The organism is Pantoea sp. R13S299 (assembly GCF_048515925.1).
In the GTDB taxonomy this organism is placed as follows: domain Bacteria; phylum Pseudomonadota; class Gammaproteobacteria; order Enterobacterales; family Enterobacteriaceae; genus Pantoea.
Genome location: NZ_JBLYEF010000003.1, coordinates 489,151 through 505,013, shown reverse-complemented (window position 1 = coordinate 505,013; position 15,863 = coordinate 489,151). Strand labels below are relative to the sequence as shown.

The 15,863-nt window shown below is 52.1% G+C and carries 13 protein-coding genes; 4 read left to right on the top strand and 9 right to left on the bottom strand.

Annotated elements, in window-relative coordinates:
- Positions 1–526: 526 nt before the first annotated feature.
- Entirely contained in the window at positions 527–1,207 is a 681-nt protein-coding gene (locus tag ACN1CO_RS16835) for a type 1 glutamine amidotransferase domain-containing protein (protein ID WP_419139937.1), read from the bottom strand.
- Between the two features lie 160 nt (positions 1,208–1,367).
- Between ACN1CO_RS16835 and ACN1CO_RS16830 the strand changes: the two genes are divergently transcribed.
- Positions 1,368–2,285: a LysR substrate-binding domain-containing protein gene (locus ACN1CO_RS16830; RefSeq protein WP_419139936.1), complete on the top strand. Its 918-nt coding sequence runs from the start codon at positions 1,368–1,370 to the stop codon at positions 2,283–2,285.
- Positions 2,286–2,394: 109 nt separating this feature from the next.
- Complete coding sequence (locus ACN1CO_RS16825; protein WP_003848189.1) at positions 2,395–2,610, top strand: YdgH/BhsA/McbA-like domain containing protein; 216 nt, start codon at positions 2,395–2,397, stop codon at positions 2,608–2,610.
- A gap of 63 nt (positions 2,611–2,673) precedes the next feature.
- Here the strand turns inward: ACN1CO_RS16825 and ACN1CO_RS16820 are convergent, their stop codons facing one another.
- The 3 genes from ACN1CO_RS16820 to ACN1CO_RS16810 all read right to left on the bottom strand — a co-directional run bounded on the left by ACN1CO_RS16820 (position 2,674) and on the right by ACN1CO_RS16810 (position 6,170).
- Positions 2,674–3,876, bottom strand: a complete 1,203-nt coding sequence (locus tag ACN1CO_RS16820) for an MFS transporter (protein ID WP_419139935.1) — start codon at positions 3,874–3,876, stop codon at positions 2,674–2,676.
- Positions 3,877–4,041: 165 nt separating this feature from the next.
- The gene (locus tag ACN1CO_RS16815; protein WP_419139934.1) at positions 4,042–4,782 is read right to left on the bottom strand and encodes a nitroreductase family protein; all 741 of its coding nucleotides are present in this window, start codon (positions 4,780–4,782) and stop codon (positions 4,042–4,044) included.
- Between the two features lie 428 nt (positions 4,783–5,210).
- Positions 5,211–6,170, bottom strand: a complete 960-nt coding sequence (locus ACN1CO_RS16810; RefSeq protein WP_419139933.1) for a LysR family transcriptional regulator — start codon at positions 6,168–6,170, stop codon at positions 5,211–5,213.
- A 94-nt stretch (positions 6,171–6,264) separates the two neighbouring features.
- Between ACN1CO_RS16810 and ACN1CO_RS16805 the strand changes: the two genes are divergently transcribed.
- Positions 6,265–7,248 (top strand): NAD-dependent epimerase/dehydratase family protein, encoded by a 984-nt coding sequence (locus ACN1CO_RS16805; protein WP_419139932.1) that lies wholly within the window; start codon positions 6,265–6,267, stop codon positions 7,246–7,248.
- A gap of 348 nt (positions 7,249–7,596) precedes the next feature.
- Here the strand turns inward: ACN1CO_RS16805 and ACN1CO_RS16800 are convergent, their stop codons facing one another.
- From ACN1CO_RS16800 to ACN1CO_RS16790, 3 genes are all read right to left on the bottom strand, one after another.
- Positions 7,597–8,778 carry a dienelactone hydrolase family protein gene (locus ACN1CO_RS16800; RefSeq protein WP_419139931.1) on the bottom strand — a complete coding sequence of 394 codons (1,182 nt, stop codon included), beginning with the start codon at positions 8,776–8,778 and terminating at the stop codon, positions 7,597–7,599.
- 417 nt (positions 8,779–9,195) lie between these two features.
- Positions 9,196–10,710, bottom strand: coding sequence for a diguanylate cyclase domain-containing protein (locus ACN1CO_RS16795; RefSeq protein ID WP_419140000.1), 1,515 nt, complete (start codon positions 10,708–10,710; stop codon positions 9,196–9,198).
- Between the two features lie 589 nt (positions 10,711–11,299).
- Complete coding sequence (locus tag ACN1CO_RS16790) at positions 11,300–11,974, bottom strand: SOS response-associated peptidase family protein (protein ID WP_419139930.1); 675 nt, start codon at positions 11,972–11,974, stop codon at positions 11,300–11,302.
- Positions 11,975–12,223: 249 nt separating this feature from the next.
- Here ACN1CO_RS16790 and ACN1CO_RS16785 point away from each other — a divergent pair, with 249 nt between their 5' ends.
- On the top strand, positions 12,224–12,505 hold the full coding sequence (locus ACN1CO_RS16785) for a hypothetical protein (protein ID WP_419139929.1): 282 nt from the start codon (positions 12,224–12,226) through the stop codon (positions 12,503–12,505).
- Positions 12,506–12,884: 379 nt separating this feature from the next.
- On the opposite strand, the gene ACN1CO_RS16780 is transcribed toward ACN1CO_RS16785, so the two are convergent.
- Positions 12,885–14,228: a glycoside hydrolase family 10 protein gene (locus ACN1CO_RS16780; protein ID WP_419139999.1), complete on the bottom strand. Its 1,344-nt coding sequence runs from the start codon at positions 14,226–14,228 to the stop codon at positions 12,885–12,887.
- A 127-nt stretch (positions 14,229–14,355) separates the two neighbouring features.
- Positions 14,356–15,846, bottom strand: a complete 1,491-nt coding sequence (locus ACN1CO_RS16775) for a PLP-dependent aminotransferase family protein (protein WP_419139928.1) — start codon at positions 15,844–15,846, stop codon at positions 14,356–14,358.
- Between the last annotated feature and the right edge of the window lie 17 nt (positions 15,847–15,863).

Here is a 15,863-nt window from a genome sequence, read left to right as displayed (position 1 = left end):
ACGTAACGTTCAGAACTACGAGGCCTTACATCATCGCGACGCGATACTACAACTTCTTTACTGCATACTTCTTACTATTCACTTCCAACTACAAACTTCTTAAAGACTTACTTCGACTCCATTTAACAGGGTTATCATTAACTAACGAACAGTTTCAAAGAACAATGTTTAACAGAACCACCGACAACTTCAACTCAAACACTTGTCGGCACCTTTAACTCATAACACCTTTGGTTTTCAGTCTATCAGGGCAACTGCACGCCGCTGATGAGTCCTACTTTACGGATATAAAAAACGATGTCAACACTGGTTTTAAAAACATGTTTATATTTTCAGTGGAAATTAAAGAAGAATAATTTAGCTCTGAAAATACTCCGCACTTTTATTATCAATGTTAAGAAAAAATAGAACTCTAATCTATGCAAGATGAATAATTCACCATGTCACTATCAACTTTCTCACTCAACACCCGCATTAGAAAAGGCGCCCGCAGGCGCCCTCAGAACTCAGCATGCTGTAAAGATCTTTATTTCGCCAGGCTTGCCAGTAAAACCTTCGCGGTTTCGGCTGAGGAACCTGGGTTCTGCCCGGTAATCAGCAAGCCATCCTGAACCGTGTAGGACTGCCAGTCATCACCGCGTGAGTAAAGGCCACCGTTCTGTTTCAGCACATCTTCTACCAGGAACGGCACCACGTCGGTCAGGCCAACGCCCTCTTCTTCGCTGTTTGTAAAGCCAGTGACTTTCTTACCTTTCACCAGCGGTGTGCCATCCGCATTTTTCACATCACGCAGGACACCCGGAGCATGACAGACCAGCGCAACCGGTTTGCCAGCCTGAAGAGTTTGCTCAATCAGCGAGATAGAGTGTTTGTCGTTTGCCAGATCCCATAATGGACCATGGCCGCCAGGGTAGAACACGGCATCAAACGCTTCCTGATTTACTGAATCAAGTTTGATGGTGGTGGCCAGCGCGGCCTGAGCAGTTGAGTCGGCATGGAAGCGGCGGGTCTCATCAGTCTGTGAATCTGGCTCATCACTTTTTGGATCGAGCGGAGGCTGTCCGCCCTTCGGTGAAGCCAGAGTAATGTCAGCGCCCGCATCCAGGAATGCATAGTAAGGTGCCGCAAGCTCTTCCAGCCAGAAACCGGTCTTCTTGCCAGTGGTGCCTAACTCATCATGCGAGGTCAAAACCATTAAAATTTTCATTTACGCTCCATATAACAGTCAGTCGGTCTCAGGTGTAAGGTTGGCAGAAGCAGCATGTTAACGGCCGTCTTCTGCGTTGACCTGGTAATCATGGCTGGCTTTAGAATATTTATGAAATTTATTTCTTTAATTTCAGATATTCACATAGCATTATAGCTGGATGAAATACGATCTGAATTTACTGCCGGTTTTGCTGGTTATGATGGAAGAGCGCAACGTCACCCGCGCAGCGGAACGGCTGGGTATTACCCAGCCGGCGCTTTCTAATGCTTTAAACCGGTTGCGTGAAACGCTCAACGATCCGCTGTTTATCCGTGAGCGTTACGGGATGCGCCCGACCCCGAAAGCGGAACAGCTGGCTCAGGTGGTCGGTGCTGCGCTGTCATCCATTGATAAGGTGATCCTGGGTCAGCAGGACTTTGACCCGCTGCATGCCACCCGCCTCTTTACCCTCGCCCCAAATAGTTATGTCGAATTCATCATGATGCCTGCCATCGTGGCTCGCCTGCGAACCTGCGCGCCCGGCATCAGACTTCGTCTCACCCCTTTCGGCAACGACGTCACAGAAACTGGTGTGATTTCAGGCAACACCGATATGGTGCTGGGTCGTATCGTTGATCCTCCCGATAATCTGGTGGTGCAGCATCTGATGAATGAAGGACTGGCCTGCGTATTACGCGCGGATCATCCGCTGGCAGGCGATAACCTCAGCGCAGAACAGTATGAGCAGTTAAAACACGTCAACGTCCTGCCGCCTGGCCGTATGCGCGCCGGTCTGTATCAGGCGCTTGAGCAGCGCGGCCTGCGTCGCCAGGTTGCCGTCTCCGTCACCCACTTTCTGGCCGTGCCGGAAATGATTGCGGTCACGGACTACTGCGCGACACTGCCGCGTCTGATCTGTCAGCATCTTTCACGCGATGAGCGGCTCAGGATCGTTCCCGCACCCGTTGACCTGGGTACGTTCCCGGTTGAGATGGGCTGGCATGCACGCTATCGCGACGATCCTGCCCATCGCTGGTTCAGGAATTTAGTGACTGAAACAGCACAGGCCTTGGCTGATCCTCAGATAAACAGTTAGCAGGATCACCATTGCCGCACTAATAGTTAATATCGACATGGTAACCTGAGTTACTATTATTCCCATCGGAGGCCAACAACCTCCTCATTCATAACTCAGGAATATGACCATGAAAAACGTAAAAGCACTCTCAATCGCCGCAATTGCTGCTCTTTCAATGATCTCATTTGGCAGCTTTGCCGAGACCGTTTCTGTTACCTCCTCTACCCTGGATGGCGCTGAATCAAAAATCGCTGCTCAGGCTCAGGAACAGGGCGCGCAGTACAAAATCACGGAAGCGAACACCAACAATCGTGTTCACATGACCGCAGAACTGTATAAATAACGGATGGTCGCAAAAGGAATTGCCAGAAGAGGCTGCCCATTGGGCAGCCTTTTTTGTGTCCGATCAGGCAAGACGAGTGGCTGGGGAACTGCTGGTGCGCCACCATAAAATCAGCGCCGCCAGGGCTATCGCGCCGAGAACCGCAAATGCGGTGCTGTAGGAATAACGTGCGGCGATCATGCCGGTCATGGCCGGACTTAGCGCAGCCCCTACGCCCTGCATCAGCATAATGACGCTTTGTCCGGCGTTGACATGGCCGGTGCCGCGCATCAGGGAAACGATGTAGCCTGGCACCGCCACACCCAGAATCCCGGCCGCAATGCCATCCAGCACCTGCACCGGAATAACAAAAATCGGCTCGGCAAAACCGGCCGCGATGACCGCGCGCAGCGGTAAAATCATCAGGGCGACCATGATAAACAGGCGATAGCCCTGTGTTTCGACCCGCTTAGAGACCCACAGCGCGACCGGTATCATCACCAGCTGGGAAATGACCACCGTTGCCGCAGCATACAGACCAGGACTGACCACCGCCTGCCCGCCTGCAGAGGCGACGCGCATGCTCAGCATCGGCAATAGCGCGGCATTGGCAAGATGAAACAGCAGCAACGTCACACCCGCAATCATCAGCGCCGGTTTGCGCATCAGCATCGATAAGTTCAGCGCTGGCTGACGCTCTTCACTCTTTTCATACCCGCGTGCCACGTCGTTATCGATCTCATCACCGCGAATGGCCAGCGTCGCGAAGGCCGCGAAAATCGCCATCACTGTCATAAGAATGAAAACGGCACCCATCCCCCAGTACCAGGCTGAGAAACCGGCCAGCAAGGCAGCAATCGTATTACCGCCATGGTTAAAAGCTTCATTGCGTCCCATCTGGTGGTTAAATCCGCGCTGGCCCGTCAGCCCCAGCGTGATCCCCGCCACGGTCGGGCCGATAAACGCCGCTGCAACTCCCGCAACAATTTGTGAGACCATCGCCGTCCAGGTCTGATTGCTGTACCACAGCAGCAGCGTGGCAACAGTAATGACCAGACAACCCAGCAGCACAATCATTTTTTTATGGCGTGTCGCATCGGCGGCAATCCCGGCAGGCAGCGTGGCAAGTAATCCGGCGATTCCGCCACAAGTCATCACCAGACCAATTTCATCGGGTCGCCAGTGGCGCTCGGTCAGAAAGATGCCCAGAAAAGGCCCCAGACCGTCGCGGACATCGGCCAGAAAAAAGCTCATTAAACAGAGCGCAAAGAGTGATCGCTGAGACATGTTATTTCCCTGGAAGTAAGTGTTAAAGGCAGTTGCGCTTCGGTTAACAGGGAAATTATGTGTTACAAACTGGAAAGTCACATTCCGTTATAGTAACAAAATGAAAAAGGCCACCCGACGCGATGTCCGGATGGCCTTTGCTTTTCAGTCAGTTAAGAGTGCGGATTATTTATCCGTGCCGAAGCCCTGCTTCAGCAGTGCTGGCAGTACAGCCGGGAAGTAGATGTTTTTGTAGTAACCGCTGACGCTCTCGCTCCAGCTCTCACCGTCGTTACGACCGATGTTTTTCCAGTGCTGAACCATTTCTTCATTGTAAGCCGCAATCTGCTGCTCCAGACCCTGGGTCTGATAAGTCTCATCATGACGGAACGTTGCCAGAGGCAGACGCGGTTTCTGATGAGCCGGCTCGTCAACGTGACCGATCACCACGCCCGCAATCGGGAAGGTCATTGGTGGCAGTTCGAGCAGTGAAATCATCGCCTCTGGATCACGACGGATACCGCCAATCGGCACAATGCCCAGACCTTCTGCACGTGCAGCGGCCATCACCGACCCCAGCGCAATACCGATATCGGTAGAACCTGACACGATGCTCTCGATGCTTTGATGGGCAATCTGCTGCTCATCGACAGCAGCCATTCCCACCGCTGATTTGTGCATATCCAGAACAAAGGTGATAAACACCGGTGCTTTGGCGATCCACGGCTGACCGCCAGCGATGGCGGCGATCTCTGCGCGACGTCCGGCATCACGCGTAATCACGACAGAAACCTGCTGCGAGTTTACTGATGTTGGTGCGCGATAAGCAGTGCTGAGAATACGATCCAGCACAGCTTCATCGATAGGTTGCTCTGTGAAACTGCGTTCACTTTTATGACTTGTAAAAATATCAATCAGTTCGCTCATGGTTCCTCCCATTTAAAGCGCAACTATAACAGTACTGTGTACGTACGCTTGGTAAATGAAGGGGTTTGTAGCGGGATTTTGTAACTGTTTTTAATTATGGACACGTCTATGTACGCTTTTGAAATCTATGGCGAAGCCACCGGATTTGTAATATAGACCGCAACGGTTCGTGTACCGCCAGAATGGTTGCAGTGACGTTACACAGCACCATAGGGTGTCGCCAGGCACTGGCGTAAGTGAACGGCCTGCCAGTGCGAAACTATACGGCGTGTCGATGCATTCATGTTGGTCGGGTTTGGCATCATGCCATTCAGGATGACCGGGACTGCTTTTAATGCTGCTCAGGTCCGTTAAGAGTAAGAAGCTGACATTCTGCCTGCTAAAACAGATTCACACGTTATCCCGGACCAAATGGAGGTCGGGTATATTTACGTATGATCAGCTATTCCGTCATCTGCTGGCGCTGATGTGGCTGTCTTCCTGTTCCCCACATTATTGATATAATCCTGTAAGCCGGTTGCAAGAATATCGAATACCGTTTTACACGCTTTGCTATGGCGCAAGTCCTCATGCATTACCAGCCACGTCTCGAGATGAAAGGCAAAGAAATCAGGCATCAATCTCTCTAGCGGAACAGGGAAAGTGGCCAGTTGAACCTGACACATCCCAATACCGGCACCTGCGCGGATAAGGTTCAGTTGCGCCACATCACTGTCAGTTCGCACGGTAAAGCGTTCCCGACTTAACTGTGGGAAGTGTTTCAGGGCCTGTAAAATAAAGGGGGTCGTGTTATCAAAGCCCACCAGGGTATGGTTGAATAACGCGTCAATATTTTCCGGTGCGGCATGGCGTGCCAGATAGGACGAAGAGGCATGCAGACCAATTTCAATACTGCCTAACCGCCGCGCAATCAGTTGTTCCTGCACTGGCATGGCCATGCGTACCGCAATATCCGCTTCCCGGCTCAATAAATCCTGCATTCGGTTAGATAGCACCAGTTCAATGATCAGTCGCGGATAATCTTTTTTAATGCCTGCAATCAGCAGAGGCAACACTTCTGTTCCAATAATTTCGCTGGCAGAAACGCGAACCACACCATGCAAATCCGCTGTGGGGATACTAAAACTGGCCGCGGAACGCTCTATCATTTTGGCCGTGTTTTCCATCGCTTGCGCATGGCCCTGGATCGCGACTGCCGCATCCGTAGCCTGCAGGCCAGTCTGAGACCTTGTAAATAAAACCAGACCCAGGGCAGATTCGAGTGCAGCCACATGGCGCCCCGCTGTGGGCTGAGTAATCGCCAGCAAACGGGCTGCCCCCGACAAGGAACCCTCTTTCATCACCGCCAGGAAGGTTCGATACCATTCCCATGGAATATTTTGCTTCATACAAAAATGCATACCTGCTATCTGCTTTCATGCAATTACATTTAGCCCGGCCTGTCTTTAGGATGTCAAGCAGACATCCAGCAAAGGCAATAAAATGAAAAGTAATAATAAGGTACTCATACTGGGCGCAACGGGTGGAATCGGCGGTGAAATCGCCCGTAAACTCATCCGCGAAAAATGGGACGTCTGTGCATTGCGCCGCAATGGACCGAAGAATCAACAGGATAGTGATATCAGATGGATACCGGGTGATGCGCTGAATGGTGAGCAGGTCATGGCCGCCGCGTCAGGGTGCAGTGTGATTGTTCATGCTGTTAATCCACCGGGTTATAGAAACTGGGAACAACAGGTTCTGCCAATGCTACAGAACACTATCCAGGCCGCAGAGCGGAATGGCGCGCTGATCATTTTGCCTGGCACTGTTTACAACTACGGGCCGGATGCCTTTCCACTCTTGCGGGAAAAATCCCCTCAAAATCCTGTTACCCGAAAAGGGGCAATACGGGTGCAAATGGAGAGGGCGCTGTTCGCCTGGACGCAGCGTGGCGGCAGAGTGCTGATTCTGCGGGCCGGTGACTTCTTTGGCCCTCAGGCTGGTAATAACTGGTTTTCGCAGGGGCTGATCAAACCGGGGCAGACTCCCCGGATAATCAGGAATCCGGGCAAGGCGGGGACAGGCCACCAGTGGGCCTATCTGCCGGATGTTGCCGAAACGCTAGTTGCGCTTTTAGCACGTCGGGAGCAACTTGACCCCTTTGCCTGTTTTCAGATGCGTGGACACTGGGATGCCGATGGTATGACGATGGCCGGAGCCATACAGCGTGTCGCGCAACTGGCGGGCATTCACGCGAAGGTGACATCATTTCCCTGGTGGCTTATCACGGCGATGGCGCCTTTTAACACCACGATGTATGAAATGCTGGAAATGCGCTATTTATGGCAAAAGGCGATACAGATGGACAATACAAAACTGATCGATTTTTTAGGCCATGAACCTCATACCCCACTCATTGAGGCTGTACTCACCACTTTAATCGGCCAGGGCTGCATTAATCAGGCGATAGTCACGCAATCATGAGCGGTTAAGAGGACGACATTGTGTCTCGCCTTGGGCGCGCAGCGGCAAAGTTAGCCATAGCCAGGTCCGCTATGAGCGAAAAGGGGAAATTAGCCACGCAAAAGATCCGCATGTGCATTCTCTCAGGCGGGCCTGTCATTGAATTACAGCCCCTGCTCACCATATTGCCTTTACTGGCTGTTTGCCTGCATGGATTGGCCCGAAACTTTTAATGACGGTAGGCAATTACCTTGCCACTTTTAATATGTCGATCCGGGTATACCCCTCTGCCTTAACATGGCTGGTCACTTAAGTACTAAAAGGGGTTTGGTGACGATTTTAATCATACCGGCAGTGGCTCAATGAGATTTAGTCCCGTAACTTACTGTCAGCATAATGATTATTGATCGCGTAAAGCGTGCATCTGGACGCACCCTTTTTCTGTTCATTAACGCAGATACTCACTGCTGTTTTAGCCGCTTCCTGAGAGGTTCTGGCCCAGTATGATGCTGCCCAGTCACCATCAGAATCAGTGGCAAAGGCCTTTTCATATCGCTGTGTTGATTCATATTCGGAAAATGCTTTTTTCCCTACAGCGTTCAGCGCTGGCGGCTCAGCCAGTCTGGTGACTGGCAGGCTGATGACTTCCTGGTATGGCTGATGCTGCTGCCTGAGGAAGTCAGCTACCCTGGTCCACCAGAAACTTTCCGGCGCTGAATCCATGAAAGTATGCCCATCCTTACCATATGGCGGCATTACAATGAACTGTGCTCCGTTTTCCCTCTGCCGATAGGCGTTAAACATCTCACGCCCGATTTCAGGCGAAAACGATTTATCATTTTCTGCGTAGAGCCACAGCGACGGCGTGTTCGTCGTTTTTCCGTATTGTGCATAGGCCTGCATCAGACCCGTTTTGTCACAGAGAGATTTCCCGTCAATAGCCCCTCTGCCGCCATCGAAATTGATTATGGCCTTCACGCCCGGTAGATTTCTGGCACCGGTCGCGATAACAGCAAATCCTCCAGCCGACATGCCAGCCAGCGTGACGTTATCCACATCTGCCCAGGGTTTTCTTCGAATGGCCTCAAGTGCCGCGCTGATGTTCAGTACGTCCTGCTCACCGGCCTGCATGTGGGCAGGCTGGCTGCATGAGTGTCCTGCATATTCTGCAGCCCCACTTGACTGTCCGTAGCCCTGCCGTAGAACGACCACTGCAGCGTAACCATGGCGTGCAAAAGTCATCGCTGTTGAAGCATACCGGTCAGGATTGAGAATCCAGCGGTCGAACTCCGCCTTGCCGGTCGTTCCATTGGTAATCAATACCACGGGTAACGGCTTATTACTGAGCGGACGTGTAACCGAAGCATCCAGGACCGCAGGCTCACCATTACTTAGAGTGACCGACAATGCCATTGGCTCTCTTATAAGCCCGTCGATCTGCTGGTATTCAGGTTCGTGTGACTGTGTTCCTGCATGTGACGCAAAACTTAAACTGACTGAAAGAGCTGAAAGAAATAAAAATGCGTTAAATGCGGTAAAACGTTCAGGCATTTTATAGGCCTCTCAATTATTTTTCAGTACCCGTATCGCTTTTGTTTTTATCTGAGTATCCAGCGACACCGCCCTATATGCCTGGTATTAATGACGCATGAGGCCAAAATCCTCCAGTGACAATAAGATGAATAGCGTAAGCAAACATTTTTGAGTCGTATCCGGAGGTAAATAATAACGTGGTCAGATGCCGTCTTAAGGTGTAAAGCGTTGAACGAGCTTGCTGCTGTTCAAAGGCGGATTTCTCTCCCTGCGGACAATATTACTGTCATGCCTGCTTCAGGTATAAGCCAGCTTTGGTGTCGGTTAAAACCCGGCGTTAAGGGATGGCGCGACCTTAGTGATGTTAATTAGTCAGCTCAGTCAACCTGATAAAACCTTCACGAATGGATAAAATTATGGCCTCCTCGTTCACCATTATGTGAGGCCAAGGACACGGTTACGGCCATTATTTTTTGCTTCGTAGAGTGCCTTATCAGCCTGTTGCTTGAGTCTTTTGGCTTCGTCTGAATATCCGTCTGAAATCAGGCTGCTGTATCCCGCGCTGAGTGTCACGACATGTTCGGAAAGTCCGGAAGTTTCGTGGGGTATTCTGGCCGCCAGGACGGCGTTCACTGCGCGTTCTGCTATCATTTTCGCGTCACTCTCGCCGCTTAATGGCAGGATAATGGCGAACTCTTCCCCGCCATAGCGCGCGACCACCGCATCCTTCCACTGCGTAGTATCTTTCAGGATGGTGCTTACGCGCTGCAGACAGACATCACCGGCTACATGTCCATAGGTGTCGTTGTAACGCTTGAAATAGTCGATATCAAACATGATGAGAGAAACCGGTTCACCGGATTTTTGAGAGCGCTTCAGGATCTGGTCAAGCATCGCGTCAAACTGGCGGCGATTTGCCAGTCCGGTAAGCCCGTCAATCAGTGCCAGTGACTGCAGTGTGTGATTAATTGTGGTTAGCTCATCCCTGATTTGTGTTAATTCCACCTGGTTTCTGACGTTCTTTCTTACCTGCCTGAGAACAAACATTCCCATTCCTGAAATCATTGCGAGCAGGATCAGGTTCAGCAGGACGTCGATGATATTGGCAGAGAACCAGTCCTCACGAATCTTATCCAGGTCATATCCTGCAGTGACGATAAGCGGATACTGCTCAAGACGTGCGTAACCATACACCCGCTCAACCCCATCCAGTGCAGAGCGCCATGTTGCACTGCCACTTGAAGATGTTTTCAGGATAGTTGTGAATAACGGGCTCGTGGACAGACTGTGGTTAATGGCCGTATCCGGAAAAGGCCGTATATAGAGCACAGTCGTATCGGACAGAATCAGCCCCAGAACATCGCGGTCACCCAGCGTATAGTAGTTGTAGAATTGCCGGAAATAGTCGACTTTGACCGTCGCCAGCGCAACGCCGGCAAAGTTACCTTTTGAATCATTCAGTCGCTGCGAGACCGGGATAACAAGATCACCTGTAGACCGGCTTCGGATAACATGACCAATCCGGACACGGGCATCATCATGCGTACGGTGCCAGATAAAATAGTCCCGATCGGCATTGCTGCCTTTTGCAGGAACGTAGTTACCCGACGTGGCAATCCATTTACCCTGAGCATCATAAATAAACAGGCCATGGAGCTGACGTAGCTTCCCCTGCTGCTCTTTAAGCTGACTGGCGAAGGCGGTCGTTGCAGCATAATCCAGCCCATTGATAGTGAGCTGCCTGACAGCATCCGCCAGTGTAATATCCACCTGCAGGAACGCATCTTCAGCCTGTTTAGCGAGTGAAACGGACAGGTTGCGGGCATCCTCTTCACGTACTTTCTGATTGTGCTGCCATGACCCCCAGAGCGTCCATATATTGATCATCACAACAGCCAATATGGTGATCGAAAGAAAGAAAGCCATGGTACGGCCCAGTGAACTCTGCATTCCTGATGGCTCAAAATTGCCGGGGTTTCTGTTCAAATCATTTGTTTCCGCGTCACCTTTATACTGAAACATAATTTATGAATAAGGTAACCGCAAGCGGTGCCGCAAAACTTATTGCCTGATGACGGTTTTAATAAAGATCCTTCCACAGCTACATGGCAAATCGGTCACCGGTGGTAAATGACAATGAGCCTTCATTAAGCGCAGCTTTCAAAGGAATAACACAGGTGTTCAGGCCGCTATTTATACTTCCATCATTAAAAATAATTCAACTATTACTCTGCTGTTAATTTCAATCAGCCCACTCTAAGGCCTCTTCATATTTGTTTGTTGAAGCCCCGCATCCCGACGAGGTGATTAAGCAGCTTTCATCAAATTTCATTCTGGTAACTCGATGCCGCATGGTTCTGATGCAGCTTCTCTATGACTATGGGGTTAAGCATAATTAGTGGGAATGCAGCAGCACGCAGCAGAGAGGAACGCGATAGGTTAAATGTGATAAAGATATACAGTGATACCCCGCTACGGCGGGTTTTTCAGACGGCATTACCGCCGCCTTTTCTGCGAAAATATCAAAACCTTGTACTGCTCAATCAAGCTGGATTTTCTCAATCAGAGACTCCCCCTGACTATGGATGTTGCCCACTTTTGTTGTAACGGGATGCCAGGAGAAATCCTTCCCGGGCAAAGCGGCATCGTGAGCGATTTCCTGCGCGCGTTCCGGCGTGGTTTCAGCGCTCAGCCATTCGCGTACAGCATCTGCAGTCAGAACCAGCGGGCGGCGGTCATGGATATCCACCATGCCCTTATTGCTTGCTGACGTAACGATCACAAATCCCTCATGCCCGTGATCCTGGCCGTAAGGCGCCCTGCCAATCGCGGCGAAGAACAGCGGCGCATTCTTTTTGTGATAGATGAAGTAAGGCTGTTTTTTGTCACCCTCCCGCTTCCACTCATACCACCCGTTGGCAGGCACAATGGCACGACCTTGCTTCCATAACGACCTGAACATGCGGCCTGTTGCAGCTGTTTCACCGCGGGCATTAATCAACGGCTGTTTGTCCCACCACTCCGGGCCATAGCCCCAGTAAACCGGGTCAAAGTGAAATTCATCCTCTCGTTCGTTTAGCAGGAGAACCTTTGTTCCCGGCGCAACATTAAACCGAGCGATAGGTTCCGGGTCATAAATAATCTCATCAGATTTAAGCCCCAGCGCGTCAAAATACTCGTCTCTGCTGCTGTACTGCGCAAACCGTCCACACATAGACACCTCCTAAGTTAAGGATAGTGTGATATGCGAAGTTCAGACGTATAACCGTGTATTCAGCAAACCGGCAGGGGAATATCTGACATCAGGCAGGGAGGTTTTCGGCATTTCTCAGATGGCCTGAGAGGGTGTTATCAACGGCATCCTGGCGATGGTTTATCAGCCTTATAAGAGATGCCAGACAGATTGTGCAATCGGTAATCTGTGCATAAGGTTAAACCACGCCATTTTATCGCAGAGGTATTCATGCCAGATTTAATGCTTTTCGGCGAAGGCTGGAAAGGTGAGAAAAGATCAATCCGTGTTGCCGAGCCTGATGATTACATAAGCTATATGTCAAAAATAGAATACACCCAGAGTCAGCTTGAGCTTGCGGCACCGGAACCTCTGGCGTTTAAACACAGTTTCCGGGTATCAACATTCCATTCAAAGTCCGGACAGGACTATTTAATTGCTGTGTCAGGAGATAAGCCACAAGTTGAATGGGTAGAACAGGCCATTCTGGCATACCAGCCCGCTCCGCTATAGGGATACTAATGTGCGCCATATCAACTCGCAGAATGCGACATGATGAACGGGAATAAGGTTTATCAGGCTTACTGTTCAGAAAGTATATGGCAGACAAGTGCGATAATCGTTGGTGACCGTTTGGTAACAATCCCGTCTTATCAGAAAGAGAATTTAAAATAGCCTGTAAACCGGGAATATGTCCTTTCTGCAACTTTTAGGGCACCCGAAGCGCCCAGACGTTACTGGTTTTTCTGGCGATTCGCCAGCTTTCGCGGGAACACCCGGAATAGCTGGGAACCGAAAGAAAACATAGGGAAAATAACCTGTTATAAAACGCAAGAATAGCAGTAAGTCACAGGAAAAAACTTAACGCACTGGTCATGCCGTCGTGGCATTTTCAGCCACCCCAGCGGCTTTTAAGATAGCTCACCGCCTGCTGCGTCTGTGGCTGATTCAGATAGTTCTCTCTGAACAGAATAGTGCCACTGATATTGGGGTTCGATTCGTTGAGGTCGAGCTGCTTTTTCAATTCAGGCACGCCGCCCTGAAGCGTCCAGTCAGGCTCAATTTTTGATGGCTCGCCCACTTTATAGAGCGCAAGACCGATATAGAGCCGGGTTTTGGTCGGTTTCACGACTTCTGCCCACCAGTTTGCCAGCACGTCATAACGGGCAGCCTGACGGGAAAATGGCCAGTAGAGCTGGGGCGCGATGTAATCCAGCAGGCCCTGCTGCACCCAGCGGCGGGTATCTGCAAAGGCTTCGTCATAGGCCGCCGCGCCGCGCGTATCGGAACCGGCAGGATCGTGCGACAGATTACGCCAGACGCCCGCCGGGCTGACACCAAACTCAACCTCCGGCTTCAGCTGCTTAATGGTGCGAGATACCTGCTCAATCAGCTGCTGAGTATTGTGACGCCGCCAGTCCGCTTTATTGGCAAAACCCTGACCATAACGGCTGAAGGTCTGATTATCGTTGAGCAGCGAACCGGCAGATTCGGAATAGAAGTAGTCATCGAACTGCACACCGTCGATGGGATAGCGCGCGACGACCTCAGCCACAATGCTGGTGATCCAGTCACGCGCTTCGGGGATACCGGGATCGAGCACATAGCGATCGCCTGAGGTGCGGATCCAGTCGCGATGCAGCACAAAAACGCTGGCCGGATGCAGTGACAACGTGCGGTTCAGTTCGCTGACGGTAGACGGTTTCGTATTCACCGAGACCCGGTAAGGGTTGAACCAGGCATGGACTTTGATACCGCGCTTGTGCGCCTCATCCAGCATAAACTGCAGCGGATCATAGCCCGGATCCTCGCCGATTTTGCCGGTCAGCATATCGGACCATGGCAGGATTTTTGAGGGCCAGAGCGCAGTAGCATCGGGCTTAACCTGGAAGTACACCGTGTTTATCCCCAGGCTTTTCAGTTTATCCAGTTTGTCGGTCAGCGATTGCTGCTGCAGGCGGATACGCTGCGCCGGACTGGTGCCATTCACCGACGCCACCGGCGGCCAGTCGAGACGCGACACCGTGGCTAACCAGACGCCCCGCACCGGTTCATGAGCCAGAGGTTGCGCTGGCTTACCTGGCGTCGGTAGCGGCTGTTTTGTCACGGGCGGAAAAGGCGTCACCAGCGATTTCGGCGGCTCAGATGCGCAACTGACCAGCAACAATGCCGTAGCCAGCGCGGCGCCTCGCTTAATTGCGGTTCTGGCCGGTGCAGAAAAGAGATTAAAGACGATGATGAACTCCAGTATTGTCTGGTCGGGGCGCGAAGAAGTGTATTCTCGGTGACTCTGATTAAATGTCAATGCGTTAGCACAGCGGCGACCATAAAATCGCCGCCATGAAAATCAGGCCCAGAACCCGCTAGCGCGGCGGTGTGAATTCAATACCCGCAGAGGCCAGACAGGCTTTGAGGGTGCCAAAGGCATCCTGACACTGCCGCTCATTGACGCAGGCGTAACCCAGCAGCAATCCGCGCTCCTCCTGCGGGTGCATGTAATATTGCGAAAGCGGCCGCACTTTGACTCCGCGCTTCAACGCGTCTGCGGCGATCGCCACGTCGTCAGCGCCCGCAGGCAGCGGCATTACCAGATGCAGTCCCGCTTCATGGTTGAATGCCGGTAAAAAGGCCGGTCCCAGATAGCGCTCAATCAGCCTGCAAAGAAACTGTCGCCGCTGACGATAAAGCAGCCGCATCCGGCGGATATGCTCCATGTAATGGCCCAGCCGGATAAACTCCGCCAGCGCCCGCTGAATCAGCAGATGTCCACCGCGATAAAGTTCCGCCGCCGCGATGCGCAAGGGCTGTGCCAGCGGTTTCGGCACGACCATGTAGCCAATGCGTAGCGCGGGATAGAGCGTTTTGCTGAACGTCCCCATGTAAATCACGGGTGCATCGGCTTCCAGTCCCTGCAGTGAAGGATGAGGCTGCCCGGAAAAACGAAATTCGCTGTCGTAGTCATCTTCCACTATCCAGCTCTGATGACGACGCGCCAGAGATAGCAATGCCTGACGGCGAGCCAGGCTCAGATGCACACCGAGAGGATACTGGTGCGACGGCGTCACAAACACCATCTTTGGTGGCGGGCCGCTGTCCGGCACCAGACCCTGCTCATCCACCGGCATGGCGCGAATCTTCAGGCCATTCATGCGCAGAAGATTGCGCGTGCCCCAGTAACCTGGCTCCTCCATCCAGACCCGATCGCCTGGATCACACAACACCCGCGTCACCAGATCCACCGCCTGATGAACCCCTTCGGTAATCAGGATCTGGTCAGCATCGGCCCGCACTGAACGCGCCACCCGCAGATAATCCACCAGCGCATGGCGCAAATCGGGGCAGCCCCCGCCGCTGCTATAAACCAGGCGGTGAACATCAGGTTCACGGTTCAGCCGCGCCTGAATCTGGCTAAACAGCTTGTGGGGAAATTCGGTGACATCGGGCGCGCCAGGGACAAACGCGCCCCACTGATAAGGTGATGCGGTGGCATGTCCCAGCAGACTGGCGCCACGCTTAGACAGTGTTGCCGGTCGCTGCGCCCTCACCGCCTGAAGATCGGCAATTGCATCACTCTGCAGACAGTTTTCCGGCAGCGTCTCGGCAATCCACGTGCCACTACCGGTCCGCGCGGTGACATACCCCTGCGCCATCAGGCTCTCATAGACATGCATAACGGTGTTTCGCGACACGCCCAGTTCGCGCGCCAGATCGCGGGTTGGCGGCAAACGGCTTCCGCGCGGAAACACCTCTTCAGCGATCGCGGCCTGCATGCAGTTCAGCAGGCGCTGATGTAATGAGCCAGTTCTTAAAAACTGTAACCGCGCTAATAGATGATCTGCGTACAACAGTCGCAATTGGCTCCACCTTTCCT

Coding starts and splice junctions, on each gene's coding strand:
- ACN1CO_RS16835 (WP_419139937.1), bottom strand. CDS start 1,207: ATGAAAATTTTAATGGTTTTGACCTCGCATGATGAGTTAGGCACCACT.
- ACN1CO_RS16830 (WP_419139936.1), top strand. CDS start 1,368: ATGAAATACGATCTGAATTTACTGCCGGTTTTGCTGGTTATGATGGAA.
- ACN1CO_RS16825 (WP_003848189.1), top strand. CDS start 2,395: ATGAAAAACGTAAAAGCACTCTCAATCGCCGCAATTGCTGCTCTTTCA.
- ACN1CO_RS16820 (WP_419139935.1), bottom strand. CDS start 3,876: ATGTCTCAGCGATCACTCTTTGCGCTCTGTTTAATGAGCTTTTTTCTG.
- ACN1CO_RS16815 (WP_419139934.1), bottom strand. CDS start 4,782: ATGAGCGAACTGATTGATATTTTTACAAGTCATAAAAGTGAACGCAGT.
- ACN1CO_RS16810 (WP_419139933.1), bottom strand. CDS start 6,170: ATGAAGCAAAATATTCCATGGGAATGGTATCGAACCTTCCTGGCGGTG.
- ACN1CO_RS16805 (WP_419139932.1), top strand. CDS start 6,265: ATGAAAAGTAATAATAAGGTACTCATACTGGGCGCAACGGGTGGAATC.
- ACN1CO_RS16800 (WP_419139931.1), bottom strand. CDS start 8,778: ATGCCTGAACGTTTTACCGCATTTAACGCATTTTTATTTCTTTCAGCT.
- ACN1CO_RS16795 (WP_419140000.1), bottom strand. CDS start 10,710: ATGCAGAGTTCACTGGGCCGTACCATGGCTTTCTTTCTTTCGATCACC.
- ACN1CO_RS16790 (WP_419139930.1), bottom strand. CDS start 11,974: ATGTGTGGACGGTTTGCGCAGTACAGCAGCAGAGACGAGTATTTTGAC.
- ACN1CO_RS16785 (WP_419139929.1), top strand. CDS start 12,224: ATGCCAGATTTAATGCTTTTCGGCGAAGGCTGGAAAGGTGAGAAAAGA.